Raw genomic sequence first — 19,623 nt, forward strand, 5'->3', positions numbered from 1 at the left:
ATGCATGGCATCACTTTCTCTTCTTTATTCTACAGTATTTCTTCTGCTATTAGCTGATAAGACTTTTTTTTTGCTTCAAAGTCGTGAATATTGGTGATGAGCATAAATTCATCTGTTTGATAAAGGTTTTGCAAGCAAGTTAACTCTTGTTTTATTGTGTCAGGTGTCCCGATAATACAACGCTCTCTGTTTTTCTTCATGATATCTAGTTCTTCTTGTGTAAACGTTTTTTTTCGGACTTCTACTATGGAGGGTACCTTGGTATCTGCCCCTTTTCCTACACTAAGTAGCCATTTATCTTGTGTTAATGCCAATTCCTCTGCTTCCTCTTCTGTATCAGCACATATTACGAAAATACATACCATGGTTTCAGGATGGTCCATCGTAACAGAAGGCTCGAATTGTTCCCGATATGTCTGTATTGCTTTTTCTCCATGGGCAGGATTTATAAAATGACCAAAAACAAATCCGAGTCCGAGCTCTGCTGCATTTGTTGCTCCACGCTCTGATAATCCCAATACCCAAATAGGTGGCACCCTTTCAATTCGCGGACCTGCTTTCACCAAACGAAATTCATGCTCTCTTGGTATTGTGTTATGTAAAAATCCCTGCAAATCAGCGAGTTGTCTAGGAAATTCACGCAAGCTTTTATTTTGATTATCTGTTAGTGCAGAGCGTGTTAATTGTGATCCACCTGGAGAACGGCCAACTCCCAGATCAATCCGCTCAGGAAAATATCCTGCTAACGTTTTAAAGTCTTCTGCTATTTTATAAGGACTATACTGTGGTAATAAAACACCACCGGATCCAATGCGGATATCATTGGTCACAGAAGCTATCCTCGTCATCATAATTTCAGGTGATGAGCTTGCCAGCCCATTAGTATTATGATGCTCTGCTACCCAATAACGGTGATAACCGAATTCCTCTGTGCATTTAGCCAGTTCTAGTGTATTTGCCAGTGTCTGCTCTGGTGTGTCGCCTCTAGAAATTGGTGCTTGATCTAATACACTTAATTTCATCATACTTCGCTCCTTTCTTTTAGTGTAATTTTTTTACTGCCTTTTGAATACAAAAAAGCATTTCCTTTCGCGGACATTTAATCTCTTATTTTCTTGAAAAACACTCTTATTTAGGCATTTGACTAAAAAAATGACATCATTTTAATTAATTGTCCTTGCACTTTTCAAACATGGTAAGTACAAAAAAGATAGCATACCAAAAGACAGGTATGCCATCAAAATTATTTATCTAAATAGATCTAATAAACGATCCCAAAAGTTCTTTTCTTCTTCTGGCTCTTCTTTCTCATCTTCTTGTTCACCTTTCGTAATACCTTCAGTTTTGATTACAAATTGAACAGACTGCACATTTTCGTTTTTGTCTGACACAAATGATTCAGCATCAAAATCTGACTTATCATATTCATTGATCATCTTGTCTACTTCATCTTGCATTTGTTCTGGTAAATCACTTGTTGAATCAGCTAATTCAGTTGTACCATCATGTAATTCGTTTACACCATTTTCCAATGAATTAGTACCATCATCCAATTCTACAATTCCATTATGAAGGTCCTGATAGGTATTGGACAATTCATCAACACCATTCGTATATTCTTCAAGTCCAGCATGAAAATCTTTATAATTATCAGATAGAGTAGCTAAGCCGTCTTGTAATTCTTTTAAGCTTTCCTGAATATCCATTCCTTCACTTGCTGCTGCGATTTGTTCAGCCATAGTTTCCAATAAATTTGCCATGTCCGTTTGTGAACTGCTTACTTCATTAAGAGTTGGCTCAACTGCTGCAAAAGCTTCGCTGACTTGTTCATAGGTACCTTTTGCTGTACGAGCTGCCTCATACGTTTCAACTAATTTATCTACTACTTTTTGATCGGCTTCGCTTAGATCCAGTTTTTTAATCTCTTCCTCTGAAACATTTGTCGGAATAGCATTTATCGATTTATCCAACGCTTGATAAGCTTGTGAATAATTTTCTTGCAGTGTCGTCAACCCAGTGCTTGCTTCTTTTAAGCCAGTTGCAATTTGCATTAGCCCATCCTGCATTGCACTAAAATCGCCAGTTTCAACTTCTTGATCCATCGAATTTTTCATCGTGATCAGAGCTTGATCAATAGATTCACTACCATTGATCAGATCTGTTGATCCCTTACTGACTTTTGCGATACCATCTCGATAATCGCCTGAACCATCTTCTAGGCTCGATACACCGCTATTCAATTCTGAAATTCCATCAGCTAAATCACCTACTCCATTATCAATCTCAGACGTTGCATCTGATAATGTTTCGAAATCCTCTGTCATTTCATCTATTTCAGGTGAATCCATTGACATGGAGGACGGTATAGCACTTATTTCGATTCCTTCTAGTTCAAAATCTGTCACATCTGCTTCCACTAGGAAATTTCCCTCTTGCTCGGGCATCACCGTGAATGTCACTTGCTTATTTTTGCCGGCGTTTGCGATTGTTCCTTCTTCCGCAGAAATTTCCTGATATCGTTCACCATCTAATGTAAGCGAGATTTGTAATAAATAATTTTCAAAAAAGATTTGATTTACATTTTCGTTTGCAGAAGTTTCCATTTCAATTTGAAGATGACCATCCTGTCCCAACATTTCTTCTGGATTCATTTCTTCACCATCGAGTTGATAACTTATGTCAAATTCCCACGGTAGTGGTTTCCCTTCCAAGTCACCTTGGTAATAAAAGGATTCCTCCGAAACAGTGAACGACATTTCATCACTCTCTTTTGTTATCTCAGTTAGATCTGTCAGGTTTTTAACATTTGTATAATCCCCATAATCAACGTATTCACCTGGTTCTTCCACTTCAAAGCTGTTTACGACATACATATCCAACTCTTCACCATTTGGTTGTAATGTTGAATATATCACCTCATCCTTTGCTGCAGTAGAACTAGCTGCTGTTACGTTAATTGGAGAGAATACAAGTACACTTACTATCAACAATAATGAAAATCGTTTTATACTCATAATTATCCTTTCCCCTTGTAAAAATTTGCTTTCCATGTTGTCTTTTCAATCACTTTATCAAACACTAACAGCATTGCTGGTAAGAAAAATACAACCAAGATAAATGCCAGTAATGCTCCCCTGCCAAGTAATAAACCGATCGATCCTACAATTGGATTAGTAGAAGTCATCCATAATATAAACCCAACACTTGATAAAATCGAAGCAGATATTAAAATAGAAAAGAGTTTCTCATCAATTGTTTTCTTAATGGCTTGTAGCGCTGGCATCTGTTTTCGATTTACATGATATGCTTCTGATAAAAGAATGGCATAATCTACTGTTGCTGCTAACTGAACCGTACTTATAATCAGATAACCTACATAAACAAGCGATGAATCCATAAAGTATGGGACGGATAGGTTAACCCACACTGCTGCTTGTATCGTTAACAGCAACACAATCGGCATGGAAATGGAACGGAAAGTGATCAATAACACAACCGCAATCGCAACGATAGTTAGTATATTCACTACTATATTATCTTTTTCCACAATGTTCTTAATATCATAAAGCGTCACACTTTCACCTAAAGCATGAACGTCTTCACCATAATAACTTTCAGCCATTCCTTTTGCTTCATCAATTAAGTCAAAAGCAGTATCACCTTCTGCATTCGCATTTGTATGCAAAATAATACGCGAATAATTTTCGGAGTAAAATTGTTCCGTTACTGATTCATCTAAATACTCAGGAGGAATCGCTGTACTGACTGTATTCACATAAGCTAACACACTGGATACATGATCGATTTTTTCTAGATCCTGTACCAGTTCTTCTTCTTTTACGATATCTCCTTTAGGCACAAGTAAAACCATGGGTGTATATTTGCCAAATGCATCTTCAACCGTTTGTTCATCAACACCGATACGTGTAGAATCCGGATGTTCCCCAACTCCATAAATAAAGTTGGTATTACTCTGCGCCAAGAAGGCAGGCACAATCATTAACAGTACAAGAATTAAGCTGGGTATTCTGAGTTTCACAACACGTTTGCCGATATTTTTAAAATTTGGTATAAGCTGTTTATGCTTCGATTTATCCATCCATTTGTAAAAGGTAAGCGTTAATGCTGGTAAGAAGACCATTACGCTAATAAAGCTCAGCACGATACCTTTTACTAAATTAATTCCTAGATCAGCACCAATTTCAAAATTCATAAATGTAAGTGCCATAAAACCGAAAAAGGTCGTAGATGCACTTGCTGCGATAGCCGGGAATGACCGCTTCATTGCTAGATGCATTGCATTGGTCGGATCTTCCCCTTTGTTACGAAAGTCAGAAAAGCTATGTAACAAAAAGATTGCATAGTCAAGCGACACTGCTAATTGAAGTATTGGTGCAACTGATTGGGTGACAAAAGATACTTCTCCCAAAAATATATTGGTACCGAGGTTAATCAGCACCGATACCCCGATCGCCGTAAGGAAAAAAACTGGCTCTAACCAAGAGTTCGTCGACAGTATCAAAATAATAATGATAATGGGAACTAACAGTAATGCAGCATAAGCTGATTCTGATCCCGCCATTTTCTGTGATGAAGCGGTATCTACCGCTTCTCCAGACAGTGCATTTTCTTCACCAATCAAATCATAAATTTTATCGGTAACTTCCACTTCATCGCCTTCACGAATATGGAATGAAAACAAAGCTTTATCATCTTTATAGTAAGTTTCAATCGTATCCTTATTAGCTATTTCAATCGGCTTTTTGATATCAATGGCATCATCCAGCCATGTAACATCACTAACCCCATCAATCGCTGCGATTTGTTCTTTATATCCTAATGCTTCCTGTACGGTTACATCATGAATCAAGACCCGTGAATTGGCGACAGATGCTTCAAATTCATCTTCCATTGTATCCATCGCATTTGTAGACGGCGCATCGTCTGGTAAATAATCTACCATATTATAATTAACTGATACCGCAAATTGCGTGATAACACTTAATAATGCAACCACAATAAATGTGATTACAATTGATTTTTTATGTTTAATTATTTTTGTTGAAAGGTCAATCGTTGTTCATCCTCTCTTGCAAAATTTCTTAATCCACTTTAATATTATATAGACAGTGTGTTGGATATTCAACAAACAGTTTTGGATATTACGTTTGTTTCCCAACATATTATATTTTTTTGTTGGAAATTAACAAAAAGTTCACAAATTAAGGAGTGTTTTCATGAGTGACAAATTAGACCGCCGAAAAAAATACACTCGAATGGTCTTGAAAGATAGCCTAATCCAGTTGATGAACGAGAAAACTTTTTCATCGATAACCGTAAAAGAAGTCTGCTCTCGTGCGGATATTAACCGTTCTACTTTTTACACACATTTTACCGATGTTCTGGATTTACTTTATTCTATAGAAGCAGAAATTATTGAAGAGATGAATAAATCATTGAATGCTTTTAATTTTGCCAAAGAAGAAGAATCCATTCAGATGACAGAAAAATTATTGGAATATATCAAGGAAAGAAAAGAAATTTTTGAGGCATTACTCGAAAATAATACGGGGACCAGCTTCGAAAAAAGAGTGATGGATATAGCAAGGCGCTGTGTAATGAATAGGGCCCTGACAGCTAACATAGATGCCGCATCCTACTTAAGCACATTTATGGTTTCAGGAGCAATCAATGTTATCAAGGACTGGTTATTCAACGACCAAAAACAATCACCTAAACAAATGGCTGAACTTATTAGCCAGTTTACCAACAAAGGAATAGGATCGGTCAACTAAGAAAAGTGCAAATTCAAAACCCGGAGTGAAGAGATTCTCCGGGTTTTGATTCATTATGACCAGCTATCCATTACTGTTTCAGCATCATTTATTAGTCTTTCCTTTACATCATTTGCCAAATCACTTCGATTTAGATGTTTTAGGAAATCTTCAATTTGCTTTCCTGCTTGTTTTGTCTGATCTAGTTCTAAATGATGTTCTGCTTGTTTTACTTTGTTTAATAAGACTTGATCATTTGCTGCTGTTACTTCCAGATTCAATTGGTGCTTCAAAGCGGCTAAAGATGGTGTGTAATCAACAGTAGGGAAATCTAATTCTCCTGCTAGCACTTGATCACGAACATCTTCACCTAAATAATAGCTAATATGTGGTGGCTGGTTATAGGTTGTATTTTGCCAAGCTATACCCATCCGATAAACGGAATCATGCATTAAAGTTGGCAAACGATAATCAGTAGGTATTGTTGTACTGAAAATCCTTAATTCAGAACCATCTTCTGTTGGGAGAATAACTTCTTCCCGCCAATCACCTAAAATATCTGCCTGTAAACTTGGATTTGCTTTCGTTCCATTATTACTTACTACTTCTTCAAATTCCTCGATGACATTTGCTTCACCAGTTGCTTCATCGTATTTTGTAATCGAAGTATGATCAAGCATTTCATGTAATAAGTCACCATCCCAATAAGTGACAAAATTAACAGGAAGTGCAGTATCGCGGAAACTTTCCTCCACTACATCTCCTTGTACATTATACACACCGCCACCATCTTCAACAGATGCTCCGCCAGTACCCCAGAATTCATATCCTGGTTTCGATGTAATATTAGCTGCTACACCACGACCTGCATCTTTATATGCAAAGAATGATTGTAACGTTTCTCCAGTAGCCCCATCATGATATTCTAATGAAGCAACTTCTGAATCTTCACGTACACCGAAAACATGAAGACCTTCACGATCCGGATCAAAAGCACCGACATGAAGGGCATCTCCATGGGAACCTTTAACACGTTCCATTTCCCCATCCATTGCGTATAAAATGGAACCATCATGATCAAGTGTTAAGGAACCTGCAATAATTTCATCATATCCATCATTATCTACATCACCTGTAGCTAAATTATGGTTACCCAAGCCTTCACCGCGTCCTGCTTCATCTGTATCAAATGTCCAATCTTCTACGAGCGCGCCGTTCTGTAAGCTATAGGAAACGAAAGTTGTTCTTTCATAATACCCGCGGCCATAAATTGCACTTGGTGTTTTTCCATTAACATATGCTAACCCAGACAAGAAGCGGTCAGAACGATTATAGAAATTATCCCCCCATGAAGCACCCTGATCTCCTTCTTCTTTTTCAACTGGGAAAGCAAAGTCAATCGTATCAATGTCTTCCCCTGTCTCACCATCGAAAACCGATACATATTCAGGACCTGTAACAACATGTCCGCCTTCATTAATCCATTTACCATCATCTTCTGGATTTCCAATCACACTAATGACTTTATTTTCATCAAAAACACCATCTGTTACACCATAAACAGTTGTAGCATCAGCTGTTTTAATTAAAAATTCTGAATTGCCATTACCATTCATGTCACCGACTACGAATTGATGATATGCTGGACCCGATGTTAAGTTCATCCCCATATTCATTCGCCATAATGGAGTCCCATCCAACTTATAAGCATCAAAAATAGTAGGGCCAGTTATAACATCCTGAAGTGCCGTCATTGCATTAGATGGACGCCATTTTAATATAATTTCATATTCTCCATCACCATCAAGATCGCCAACACTGGCATCATTAGCAGAATAGGTGTAATCTCCTGTTGCAGTTGTGCCACCTTCAGGTTTTTGAAGCGGGATTGATAAATAGTCCTTATCTAAGCTGTCGACTTCATTTGTTTCCGTCACATTACCATTTACTATCGTTTCAATCTGATACGCATCTCCATTATTGCCATCTTCATCTAATAAGTTTGTTACTTCTAGTGGTTGTTCATTTATTTTTTCGCCATTACGGATTACATTAAACGTAACATCTTGATCATATTCATCGGCTAATAAGCGCCATGATACGAAAATACCGTCTTCTGATGGTAAGGCAATAACACCACGATCTAGCCATTCCGTATCACGATTTGTTTTAGGTGGTGTTAATCGATTATAGACATAAATGGTTGCCGTTCGTTCGAAAGAATTCTCTACTTCTTCTGATGCTGCCAAAACCCCTTCAAACTTATATATTGCAGACTCATCTGGATTCCATGCTTGTCCAACTTCCTGCCAGTTCTCAACTGCAACTTCAGCTGTAGTATTATCTGCTAGCGTTACTGGAACCGTTTCTGGCAAGCCAATGGAATTAATATCTGATGTTGTATCTCCAACATACACTCTTTTATAAGGTAATGTTTCAACAGAAGTGATCACATTGTCTTGAATAGGAATATGACTCAATTCAATATTATCTAGATACGTTGTCCATGTATGATTATTGCCAGATGTCCGCATGCCGACTAACTTCAACTTATCAACTGAACCATCAAACTGGACATCATCTAAAGACACGGTATGACTTTCATCACCTATCGATAATAGAATTTCATTGTCTATTAAGTTAAAGGTCATTGCTACTTGATACCAAGTTTCAGGATTTGTAATGTTTGTCTCGGTTGGCTCTTGACTACCGGCAAAGAAAGTTAAAGGTGCATTATTGGTATTATTGATTGTAAATACCGTGTTTCCTGCCTCATCTTCTATACGAAGTTCTCCACCATTTTCATTAGAATGGGCTCCTTTATCATTGTTTTTACCGGGATACCAATCTAACTTCACTTGAATTTGAGCACCATTGACTGCACTGTCAAAATCCTTTGTAGCGACACGGCCACCAGATTGGTCGACAACGCTAAAATCTAGCTTTGCTGTATCATTCCCAGCGATATCTTCTTCATTAACAGATACAGTTGCAGCAAAGGTAGAGAAACCCCAATTTTCTAATTCTAATGGCTCAGCATCACCAAAATCTGTCGTATAAACTGTTTGATAATCATCATTTGCAAAAACAGTTGGAACAATAGAAAAAGAAGATAAAACCAAGATTACGATCGTCATCAAAATAAACTGTTTTTTTAGTCGACTTTTAGCAAGCACTATTCACTTCAACTCCTTTAAAAAGTTTTCGCAATAGGAGATTACTTGCACACTGCAATGCTCCATCCTCCCCCCTTTCAACCCAAAAAGGAAAGCGCATACATTATTTTAGTGTGAAACATAATCTCTACATCAAGCCTAGCAATCTTTATTTTTCCTGGCTATATCATTTTTTTGCAAAATACTGATCCATTGATATTACTAGCATTTTAAATAAAATAATACTTTTTTGTGTGAGTTAATTCCAATAAAGCAAAAAAAACCTAGTACTTCTTTTCTACTCTATCATCAAAGATTGAGATCAAAAAGTACTAGACTTATCCATACATATATGTACATTGTCCTCCGACATTACTTTCATTTACTTCTGTTTAAATTTATAAATGATATATGCGATAACATTAGCTAGTATAAATAAAGGATTACCTTGAGTATAGGCATGCAGGATCTGTTCCACTGATTCTGCCCATATCTTATTTATTCTTCTTCTAAAGCAACTAAATAAAAATACTGAATAGGGATTAGAACTAATGATATCAATACAACATATAATCTTAACATGATCAAGACAATTTACAAATTTTTCATCCCCCCCAAAAATACTCACTTACTAAATATGCATGTATATAACAAGCTTTCTATTACATATGGTTTACAGGTTGAAAAAAATGGGTATTTTTCAACCAAAAGAACGAAGCCGGAGAGGTTGAATAATATGACAAAGACAAGGAACATCAGAAGAAAACAAAAGAGATTCATCAAAATCATCATTGCAACCTTTCTCATTTGTTTATCGCTGTTAATTATAGGAGGTATCTCTCTTTTCGCCCTTATTCAAGATACACCGGAACTATCGGATGAGCAATTACAAAATCCAAGTACTTCTGTCATCTATGATAAAAACGGGAATAAGGTTGCTAATATTGCCGGTAGTGAGCATCGTTTACCTGTAAAACTCGATGATGTACCACTCCAGGTTCAGAACGCTTTTATCGCAATAGAGGATGCTCGATACCGAGAGCACTCCGGAATTGATGTGAAGCGTATTGCTGGAGCATTATTGGCAAATATAAAAGAAGGATGGGGAGCTGAGGGTGGAAGTACGATCACCCAGCAGGTAGTGAAGAATACATACCTTTCTTCAGAAAAAACATTAAAGAGAAAAGTACAGGAAGCCTACCTTGCCATTAAAATGGAGAGAAAATATACAAAGGATCAAATTTTAGAAATGTATATTAATACAATCTATTTCGGTCATGGCGCATATGGCCTTGGTGCAGCTGCTGAAGTTTACTTTAACAAAGATGCCAGTGAACTTACTGTTTCAGAAGCTACTTTACTTGCCGGACTTCCGCAACGACCAAGTGGTTATGACCCTTTTAAGTATCCTGAAGAAGCAGCAGGTAGAAGAGATATTGTATTATCGGCGATGAAAAAACATAATTTCATATCCTCAGAAATAGTAGAAGAAGCAAAGAATAAAGAAATAGAAGGCATGCTTTTTCAAGAACAAAAAGACAATTCCTATCAAGATTTTATTGATTATGTCATAAAAGAATTGATTGAAAAAGGATTTGAGGAAAATCAACTTTATAATGGTGGCTTGAAGATTTATACTACACTTGATAGAGAAGCACAAACCTTTACTAATGAAGTATTGACAGGGACAGATCCAATTACTTTTCCTGATGAGGCTTTTAAAGCAGGAGTAATATTAATGGATACTAAAACAGGTGCCATCCGTGCGATCGGTGGTGATCGTAATCCTGAAAGTGAAAGTGTACAACGCGGATTCAATTTTGCAACGGATATACAACGCCAACCAGGTTCAACGATAAAGCCAATTTTAGACTATGGACCAGTGATCGAATATAACGAATGGTCTACGTATCATCAGATCAAAGATGAAAAACTCGAAATAGATGGAAAAGAATTCAAAAATTATGATGACAGGTTCCATGGTATAGTATCGATGAGAGAGGCACTAGTAAACTCTTATAACATTCCAGCGATCAAAACATTTTTAGAATTAGAAAAAACTCAAGTCAAGCAGTTTGCCGCTAAGCTAGGGATTGACTTGGAACACGCTTATCCTTCCTATGCAATTGGTGGTTTCGGAAATGAAGATGGTGTCTCTCCACTAGATATGGCAGGTGCTTATGCAACATTTGGAAATAATGGACAATATCACGAACCATACGCTGTTACGAAAGTGGAATATCCAACAGGTCAAGTAAGACAATTGCAATCAAAAGGTAAAAAAGCAATGAATGACTATACTGCCTATATGATTACAGATATGCTGAAAGATGTTGTCGAAGAAGGTACTGGTACGCTTGCCAAAATTGATAATTTGCCTTTAGCTGGTAAAACAGGAACCACAAATCCTCCAGAAGGTATTACAGATGGTTCTACCGATTCATGGTTTGTAGGATATACAACAGAATATACTGCCGCTGTTTGGACCGGTTATGAAACCACTTCTACAGAGCAATTTGTCAGCAAAGAAGATGCGCGTATTTCCCGATTAATATTTAAGGAAATTATGTCAAATGCTTCAAAAGATATCGAAACAGCAGATTTCACAAAACCTTCCAGCGTAGAAGAAGTTAAAATTGACATACGTAATGGCAAAGTCGCATCTGATTACACACCTTCCAGTAGTATTGTAACCGAACTATTTGTGGAAGGAACGACGATACCACCAGAGTTTAAACCTATACAAAAGAAGAAAACAAATAATAATTCAAAGAAAGAGGACAAAAAAGAAAAGAAAGACAAAGAAAAGGAACAAAAGGAAGAGAAAAAAGAACAACAAAAAAAGAAGAAAGCGAAAGATAAAGAATCCAATGACAAGAAAGAAAAACAGGAATCCAATCAAAATAATTCTTCCGACCATGATAAAAAAGAAGATAAAAAAACGGATCAGGATGCTAACAATGACTCTGAGCAAAATGCCAATCAGGAAGAAAGCATGGATAATCCAAAAGAAGAAAAAGAAGAAGACGATTCGGAACAAGACCAGACAGATCAACCGGAGTCTGATAATGAAACGGATAAAAAAGATGAAAATAACAAATCGGATGAAGATAATAATGAACATGAAGAGACTTAAAAATTAATCACCTGGTACCGGCACAAATAAGAAAACAATACACCCCCGTTTCATTGTCGCTGAAACGGGGGTGTATTGTTTTAAAGGTATTTTAAGTTATGTATCCTATTTGCTACGAACCAAAAACATATGTCCGATCATCGCCAACAACAAAATCTTCTTTTCACGAGAAATATAATCTGACATTTCCACAATATCGTTATCAATTTCGTTAAAAACTTCTGTGTACTCATGTGGAAACCGACCATCATAGAAATAAGCCCAACGATGCCCAGCCTTATCGCGAATATCAAAATCACCAGTACTAGCACTCGCTTTTACAGGAAGAATTAATTGACTATTCCGATCCAATAGTTTCCCTTTGATCTTAACTAAACTTTTGAAATCCTCTTGCTCATATTGGCCAATAAAATTATCATTCTGATCATATACGTCCAAAACAGTCTTTTTAATCCCTCTTCTTTTAAAGCTAAAAAGCTTCTCTCCCTGATGCGAAAAATAACTAACATTAAATGGCAAGAACATTAAAAATGAACTCATAAAAATAACTATAGGATAATGCCACCATGATAAAGAAGTGAGCCTGTAGGTACCCATAAAACATCCAGTTTGTTCGAATACCAGCAATTGTGTTATAAATGTGGCATCTTTTTTTACCACGACATGATCTATATCTTCTATGGTTCGCTCAGATAAAGGAATATCTACTTCTTTTACTTTCTGATACTTATACCTGCTCATGACAGCAACTATGATTAGAAAAGAAAAAGGTAGTAGTAACGAACCTGCTTCCAGCCACTCATTAGTTGTGGTTGGAGTATCGATGATCAAGTAAGTAGCAGTAACCAAAAATATAATACCTAATAAAAGAACTGCTAATCTTTCTCTCCGTTTATACATTGTGGCTATCACTTAGCACCCTCCTACCCTTCCATATTATAATACAAAAGTTAAAATTTAACAAATACCAAAAAGAAGTCTACTTTTTGTAAACGCTTTATAAAATAGCGCTAAACATGTATAGTAAAAGTATTCAGTTCTTTGTATTACATTACCTTAATTCATTTATTTTCAGAAAAAATGAGGTGGAATAGATGGCAAAAGAAACAAAGATTGAAGTGAATACGAGACGAATTTTAAGTACTAGCAACTCTATGATTTATGGTCATTTTATCGAACACTTTCATCGCCAAATATATGGAGGCATTTTCGATCCCGCTTCTCCTCTTCAGATGAGCAAGGGTTTCGTAAGGACGTACTAGATGCATTAAAAAACATTTGTACTCCTATTGTCAGATGGCCAGGTGGTTGTTTTGTTTCCAACTATCATTGGGAAGATGGTGTTGGAAAACGCGTGCCCTTTTTTGATAAAGCCTGGAGAGTAGAAGAACCAAACCTGTTTGGTACAGATGAATTTGTTGCCTTCTGCCGTTCAATCGGTGCAGAGCCATATATTTGTACAAATGCAGGAACAGGTACTGCAGAAGAGATGAGTAATTGGATAGAATATTGTAATCTTAAAGATGAAGGAAAATACGCAAAAATGAGACAAGAAAATGGCCACAAGAGCCATTTAACGTGAAATATTGGAGTATCGGTAATGAAAACTATGGTAATTGGGAAATGGGAGCAAAAGACCAAAACGAATGGGGACGGTTAGTATTAGAATCCGCTAAAATGATGAAACGGGTGGATCCCACAATTGAATTACTTGCAGCCAGCATTTCTGACCTGGACTGGAATATCAATCTTTTAAAAGAAGCTGGAGACTTTCTGGATTGGATTTCCATTCACGGTTATTGGGATCGACTTCATGAAGTGGACAACCCCTCCCCTTATGAAACTTGCATGGTCCATACGTTAGAAATCGAGGAACAAATTTTAAAAACAAAATATATTCTGGGTTCACTTGGTTATCTAAACAAAATAAAGATTGCTTTTGACGAATGGAATTTACGTGGATGGCATCACCCCAATGTCCATAGAGGCGATTGGTTGGCTGATGATATTATCACATCTAGAGATCGAAATGATATTAACTCCACCTATACAATGGCTGACACTGTTTTCAATGCATGTTTCTTAAATATTTGTTTAAAACATAGTGATGTTATCGGAATGGCAAATTTCGCACCTATAATTAACACTCGCGGTGCTATTTTCACACATGAAGATGGAATTGTATTACGTTCTTCTTACTATGTATTTGAGCTATACACGAAATATATGGGAGATGAAATTGTTGATACTTGGACTGCACAAAATGATTCTTTTGAAGTGAATAATGGAGGGAAAACGTATCAAGTACCATCCATAGATGTTATCGCTACAACAAAAGTAGGATCTGAAAACTTAAGCATTGCGATTATTAATAGGCACCCAGATGAAAAAAGAATCGTTAATATAAGAAACAACATCCGTTTTGAAAATGGCAATCTCTATTCTATTGTAGGATCTTCTAAGGATGCTTACAATGACGTCGATCAGCCAGACAACTGTAAAACAATACAGGATACGGTAAAAGTTAATGGATATGAGACTGCTGTGGAAGTTGAACCTCATTCAGTTAATATATTAGTTTTGGAATAATTAATTTTGACCGCAATCTATTTTAATGGTGAATTTGGTGTGTTATTACCAAATAACCTGACCGACAACTATCAATATTCTGTCTCATTCTGGGTAAAACCTGAAGAACTATCGACATATAGTCAGGCTTTTCACCCCCTTCTAGAAAGTATATGATAAAGTAAAAAGAAGAAATAAATGAAAATGGGAGGTATTACTAATGCCGGTCAATCCTTACTTAATGCTTAATGGAAATGCTCGTGAAGTAATCGAATTTTATGAAAAAGCTTTTCAAACAGAACCTGCAGAAATTATGACTTATGGGGACATTCCAGGACCAGAAAATGAAACACCAGAAGAAATGAAGTCATTAGTCGTACATGGAAGAATTTTTATTGACGGAACACCGATTATGTTTTCCGATGTGACGCCAGATATGGAATACAAAGAAGGAAATAATGTTAATCTTACTGTTGTATCTGATAATGTTGAGTTGCTAAAAAACGCATATAAGATCTTACAGGAAGACGGTAAATTGGAAATGGAAATGCAGAAAACTTTCTGGTCGGAAAATTATGCAAAATTAACGGACAAGTTTGGGATCCACTGGCAATTGAGTTCAGAATAATACACAAAAGCGCTATTGTACCAATTCAATAGCGCTTTTTTTAAAAGTATATTTTCAGTTTAGATCCGAAAGTGAAATTTTATAAAGTTTGTCATCAGCATCTTCCGGATTACCGCGTCCATCGGTATTATTCGTAATAAAATATAAAATTTCCTCATCGATTACTACATCCCGTATTCTGCCAAGATCTGAAATAACCTCGCTTTGGTCCCCTGTTTCAAGGTCGAATTCTAGTAATGCTGTCCCTCTCAAAGCTGCTACGTATAATTTACTCCTATGATAATCGATGCCAGATGGTGCCCACGTTGTATCTGCTCCTGAGGTAAATAGTGGTGTGATCATACCTTCTTGCTCTTTCTTCCCTTCAATGATCGGCCAACCATAGTTCTGACCAGCTTCGATTTGATTTACTTCATCATTCGCACTATTCCCATGTTCACTTGCATATAATGTTCCATCTTCCGCCCAGGTTATGCCTTGAGGATTACGATGACCAAGGCTATAAACATAAGAATCTTCAAAAGGATTATCGGAAGGGATCGAACCATCGAGGTTCATTCTTAGAATTTTGCCACCTAATGATTCATTATTCTGTGCAATATCAGCATCAGATGCATCTCCAGCTGTGGCATAAAGTTTATCATCAGGACCGATCTTTAATCTACCGCCATGATGATAAGAACCACTTGGAATTTTATCGAGAAGCAATTCTTCCTCCGTCCATATATTACCATCTAAACGAAGTGTTACAATCCGATTAAATTGCCCTGTATCATCACGATATGTATAATAAGCGTATGCTAGATTGGATTCAGAGAAATCCTGATCAAGTGCAAAACCTAACAGACCCGCTTCTGCAGCTGTGGCAAGCTCCTTTTCAAGCTCAACAGATTGTCTTTCTACTTCTCCATTTTCAATCTTCACAATATTTCCCGGTCTTTCCGTCAGATAAAAAGTATCCTCTATTTTTTCAATGGCCCATGGAACGTTGAGGTCTTCCGCAATCACTTCCTGCTCTTCTGAAGCATCAATAATTTCTGATTGGTCTTTATTTCCTAGTTCACTAGAGTTGCTTGGCTGTTCGTCTATTGATTTTGGTTGTTCATCTGTGGAGCAGGCAGTGGCGAAAAATAGAATAAGTAACAAAACACTCTGTCCTCTACTCAGCATTATTTCACTCCTTTAAAGAAATTCGAGTTCTTAAGTACCATACTAACTTTTCAACTCTTTTAATGCCAAGATCTGAATCATCTAGTCATTCCAAAAAACTCTAGCTTTTTAAAAAATTCATGCTAATATTAATAATGAAAAACTAAATATGGAGAAATGAAAAATGAAACTAGTATCTTTTAATGCTTTTCGAACGATTGGAATACCGGGAGTACGCTATATTAAGCCAGAGCATATGTTTAATGAGATCAATATCATTAAAGAAGCAGATATTATTCTGTTTCCGGAAACATGGCAAGTGGCAACCCTTGTTTATGGGTTGAAAAAGCAAATTTTCCCGAATATTGAAACGATGCAAATCGGTGCTAATAAAATAGAGATGACCCGTGCATTATGGGCTGTTGTGAAAGAGAATGTTCCTTATACAGAAATTTTGGCTAGTACTGATAGAAATATCGCAGACGTGTTAGAGACCTTCCCTTTCCCTTTTGTTGCGAAAGAAGCAAAAAGTTCGATGGGTAAAGGGGTATTCCTTATCGAAAATAATGCACAATTTATAGATTATGCTCGTAACAACGAGGTAATCTATGTCCAAGAATATTTGCCGAATGACGGGAAGGATTTACGCGTTTGTGTTGTTGGTGATAAAATCTATGACGCTTATTGGCGTATTGGGCAGCAAGGAGAATTTCTTCACAATGTGGCAAAAGGCGGAGAGGTTAGTCATCAATTTATACCGGAAAAAGCATTGGACTTAGTCTCAAAAGTTGCCAATCTATTAAACATTAATCACGCTGGATTTGATATTCTAGTAAGTGATGGGAAATATTATATTTTGGAATTTAATGTATTGTTTGGAAATCAAGGTTTGGTAAAACAAAAAATGACCGTTGCACAAGCAATTCATGATTATATATCCAAAAATTTTGTACCGCCACACCCAACATCTCCTTCACCTGGAAAAGTTATTTCTTAAAGCAATAAATGGGCAAAAAAACCACGGCCTGTTAATATGGTCGAGTTAGAACTTTGCTCGTTCTTAGGAGATTTATTGTTTCTTAATTTATTCAACAAATCTTGCTCGCTCCTAAATTTATTTTCTTCACTAAAGCAATAAGCCCACAGTTCAAAATACTATAGTAATACTTTTTGATAATATATAAAAAGCCAGCATTCCAATACTTGTATGCTGGCCTTTCATTATGCTGCTTTTTCTGAGTCGTTCATATTAGTTTTATCTGTCTTTTTAAAATTAAAGATAATATTTAAACAAATTGCTGTTAAGCTCCCAATTACAATTCCGCTTTCGGTTAATATCGTTATTCCTTCAGGCAATTCTGCAAAAATTTCTGGCACTACCGTTACACCTAGTCCCATTCCTACAGAACATGCAACAATTAATAGATTTTCTTGTGATGCGAAATCTACATTACTTAACATTTTGATTCCATAAGCAATTACCATACCAAACATGGCAACCATTGCTCCTCCTAAAACTGCACTCGGGATAACCAACGTTAACGCACCGATTTTTGGTACAAGTCCAAGTAAAACTAACATAACTCCAGCCGTGTAAATAACATTATTCGTTCGCACCCCTGATAATTGAATCAGGCCGACATTTTGTGAGAAGGTAGTATAAGGAAAAGAGTTGAATATACCACCGAGAATAATTGCGACACCTTCTGCACGATAACCTTTTTCCAAATCTTTATCTTCTAATTTCTTATCACAAATATCTCCTAGGGCAAAATATACGCCAGTTGATTCAACTAGACTTACAATTGCTACTAGCGTCATTGTCAAAATAGGTGTTAAATGAAATTCAGGTGTTCCAAAATGGAATGGAGTTGGCAAATGCAGCCATGTGCTTTCCGCTACGGGGCTTAAATCAACCATTCCCATAAAGTAGGCCGTTACAGTTCCTAATAAGATACCAAGTAAAATAGCAATAGCCTGAACAAAGCCTTTACCAAAACGAAAGATTAACAAAATGACAAGCAATGTTCCAAAACCTAATCCTAAATTCGTGTAACTTCCAAAATTAGCACTTCCCTCTCCACCAGCCAAATCATTCATTGCTACTGGAATTAAGGTGATCCCAATAATCGTAACCACAGAACCGGTAACGACTGGTGGAAAGAACTTGATCAGTTTACTAAAGAATTTCGCGATTAATACGACAACTAAACCTGATACGAGAATCGATCCGTAAATAGACGTAATGCCATATTGATTCCCAATTGCAATGATCGGACCAACTGCTGTAAAGGTACACCCTAAAACAACTGGTAAGCCAATCCCTGTAATTCTATTCTTCCAAACCTGCAGGATACTAGCTACCCCACACATTAAGATATCAATTGAAATCAAGTAAGTGAGCTGATCATTGGTAAGACCTATGCTCGCTCCTACAATCAGTGGGACAATTACCGCACCTGCATACATCGCTAACACATGCTGTAAACCTAATGATGCTAGTTTTCCTTTTGTTATTTTCATTTTGCATACTCCTTCTCGTTGATAAATTCAATCGTTTCATTTTCCAGAGATTTTATGCGTGCTAGCGACTCTATCTGGTAACCTTTGCTTCGTAAAATGTCTCCACCGTCTTGAAATGCCTTTTCAATCACAATTCCAATACCTGTTACCTTTGCATTTGTTTTTTCTACGATATCAATTAGAGCTAATGCTGCTTGTCCGTTAGCAAGAAAATCATCAATAATTAATACATGATCATCTTCACTTAGAAATTTTTTCGAAATCGATATGTCGTTGGTTTCCTGTTTTGTATAAGAATAAACCGTAGAAGTGATGAGGCCGTCCTTTAAAGTTAAAGATTTTTTCTTTCGAGCAAAAACAACCGGAACATCTAGGATTAATCCCGCCATGACAGCAGGAGCTATACCGGATGATTCTAGTGTAACGATTTTTGTGATTTTTTTATTTTTAAATCGTTTCACAAATTCTTTGCCAATCTCTTGCATTAATTGTGGATCAATTTGATGATTAAGAAATTTATCCACTTTTAACACCGTATCTGAAAGAGCTACCCCTTCTTCGATTATTGTCTGTTGTAGTTTTTCCATGATCGTCACCCCTTTTTTAAAATAAACCCAATAAAAAACCCAAAGATCGATACTCACCTGATGAGATGAGCAATGATCTTTGGGTATTATTCGTCATTGGAAT

The 19,623-nt window shown here is 36.6% G+C and carries 15 protein-coding genes; 6 read left to right on the forward strand and 9 right to left on the reverse strand.

What is annotated here, in order from left to right:
* Positions 1-29: 29 nt before the first annotated feature.
* The 3 genes from BM121_RS00635 to BM121_RS00645 form a co-directional block, all read right to left on the reverse strand.
* The gene (locus BM121_RS00635; protein WP_245780695.1) at positions 30-1,025 is read right to left on the reverse strand and encodes an LLM class flavin-dependent oxidoreductase; all 996 of its coding nucleotides are present in this window, start codon (positions 1,023-1,025) and stop codon (positions 30-32) included.
* Between the two features lie 222 nt (positions 1,026-1,247).
* Positions 1,248-3,014, reverse strand: a complete 1,767-nt coding sequence (locus BM121_RS00640; protein ID WP_091479615.1) for a hypothetical protein — start codon at positions 3,012-3,014, stop codon at positions 1,248-1,250.
* A gap of 2 nt (positions 3,015-3,016) precedes the next feature.
* Complete coding sequence (locus tag BM121_RS00645; RefSeq protein WP_091479618.1) at positions 3,017-4,963, reverse strand: efflux RND transporter permease subunit; 1,947 nt, start codon at positions 4,961-4,963, stop codon at positions 3,017-3,019.
* A gap of 274 nt (positions 4,964-5,237) precedes the next feature.
* Between BM121_RS00645 and BM121_RS00650 the strand changes: the two genes are divergently transcribed.
* The gene (locus BM121_RS00650) at positions 5,238-5,795 is read left to right on the forward strand and encodes a TetR/AcrR family transcriptional regulator (protein ID WP_091479622.1); all 558 of its coding nucleotides are present in this window, start codon (positions 5,238-5,240) and stop codon (positions 5,793-5,795) included.
* Positions 5,796-5,848: 53 nt separating this feature from the next.
* Here BM121_RS00650 and BM121_RS00655 read toward each other — a convergent pair whose 3' ends face one another.
* Both BM121_RS00655 and BM121_RS22625 read right to left on the reverse strand, forming a co-directional pair.
* Entirely contained in the window at positions 5,849-8,950 is a 3,102-nt protein-coding gene (locus tag BM121_RS00655) for a rhamnogalacturonan lyase (RefSeq protein WP_091479626.1), read from the reverse strand.
* A gap of 361 nt (positions 8,951-9,311) precedes the next feature.
* Positions 9,312-9,557, reverse strand: coding sequence for a DUF3949 domain-containing protein (locus BM121_RS22625; protein WP_425432194.1), 246 nt, complete (start codon positions 9,555-9,557; stop codon positions 9,312-9,314).
* 108 nt (positions 9,558-9,665) lie between these two features.
* Between BM121_RS22625 and BM121_RS00660 the strand changes: the two genes are divergently transcribed.
* A complete protein-coding gene (locus tag BM121_RS00660; RefSeq protein ID WP_245780696.1) occupies positions 9,666-12,065 on the forward strand; it encodes a transglycosylase domain-containing protein in 2,400 nt (799 codons plus the stop codon).
* A gap of 105 nt (positions 12,066-12,170) precedes the next feature.
* Here the strand turns inward: BM121_RS00660 and BM121_RS00665 are convergent, their stop codons facing one another.
* On the reverse strand, positions 12,171-12,977 hold the full coding sequence (locus BM121_RS00665) for a hypothetical protein (protein ID WP_091479636.1): 807 nt from the start codon (positions 12,975-12,977) through the stop codon (positions 12,171-12,173).
* A gap of 364 nt (positions 12,978-13,341) precedes the next feature.
* On the opposite strand from BM121_RS00665, the gene BM121_RS22230 reads away from it, so the two are divergent.
* The 3 genes from BM121_RS22230 to BM121_RS00675 all read left to right on the forward strand — a co-directional run bounded on the left by BM121_RS22230 (position 13,342) and on the right by BM121_RS00675 (position 15,261).
* A complete protein-coding gene (locus BM121_RS22230) occupies positions 13,342-13,647 on the forward strand; it encodes a hypothetical protein (protein WP_483866634.1) in 306 nt (101 codons plus the stop codon).
* The gene (locus BM121_RS00670) at positions 13,644-14,654 is read left to right on the forward strand and encodes an alpha-L-arabinofuranosidase C-terminal domain-containing protein (protein WP_217649288.1); all 1,011 of its coding nucleotides are present in this window, start codon (positions 13,644-13,646) and stop codon (positions 14,652-14,654) included. Before BM121_RS22230 ends, BM121_RS00670 begins: the two co-directional genes overlap by 4 nt.
* 199 nt (positions 14,655-14,853) lie before the next feature.
* Complete coding sequence (locus tag BM121_RS00675) at positions 14,854-15,261, forward strand: VOC family protein (RefSeq protein ID WP_091479639.1); 408 nt, start codon at positions 14,854-14,856, stop codon at positions 15,259-15,261.
* Positions 15,262-15,315: 54 nt separating this feature from the next.
* On the opposite strand, the gene BM121_RS00680 is transcribed toward BM121_RS00675, so the two are convergent.
* On the reverse strand, positions 15,316-16,431 hold the full coding sequence (locus BM121_RS00680) for a PQQ-dependent sugar dehydrogenase (RefSeq protein WP_091479642.1): 1,116 nt from the start codon (positions 16,429-16,431) through the stop codon (positions 15,316-15,318).
* A 163-nt stretch (positions 16,432-16,594) separates the two neighbouring features.
* On the opposite strand from BM121_RS00680, the gene BM121_RS00685 reads away from it, so the two are divergent.
* The gene (locus tag BM121_RS00685; RefSeq protein ID WP_091479646.1) at positions 16,595-17,407 is read left to right on the forward strand and encodes an ATP-grasp domain-containing protein; all 813 of its coding nucleotides are present in this window, start codon (positions 16,595-16,597) and stop codon (positions 17,405-17,407) included.
* A gap of 224 nt (positions 17,408-17,631) precedes the next feature.
* On the opposite strand, the gene BM121_RS00690 is transcribed toward BM121_RS00685, so the two are convergent.
* Both BM121_RS00690 and BM121_RS00695 read right to left on the reverse strand, forming a co-directional pair.
* On the reverse strand, positions 17,632-18,933 hold the full coding sequence (locus BM121_RS00690; RefSeq protein WP_091479649.1) for a nucleobase:cation symporter-2 family protein: 1,302 nt from the start codon (positions 18,931-18,933) through the stop codon (positions 17,632-17,634).
* Positions 18,930-19,520 carry a xanthine phosphoribosyltransferase gene (locus BM121_RS00695; protein ID WP_091479652.1) on the reverse strand — a complete coding sequence of 197 codons (591 nt, stop codon included), beginning with the start codon at positions 19,518-19,520 and terminating at the stop codon, positions 18,930-18,932. The genes BM121_RS00690 and BM121_RS00695 overlap by 4 nt, the downstream gene beginning before the upstream one ends.
* Positions 19,521-19,623 lie beyond the last annotated feature (103 nt).

The sequence above is a fragment of the Gracilibacillus orientalis genome, assembly GCF_900114645.1.
In the GTDB taxonomy this organism is placed as follows: Bacteria; Bacillota; Bacilli; order Bacillales; family Amphibacillaceae; genus Gracilibacillus; species Gracilibacillus orientalis.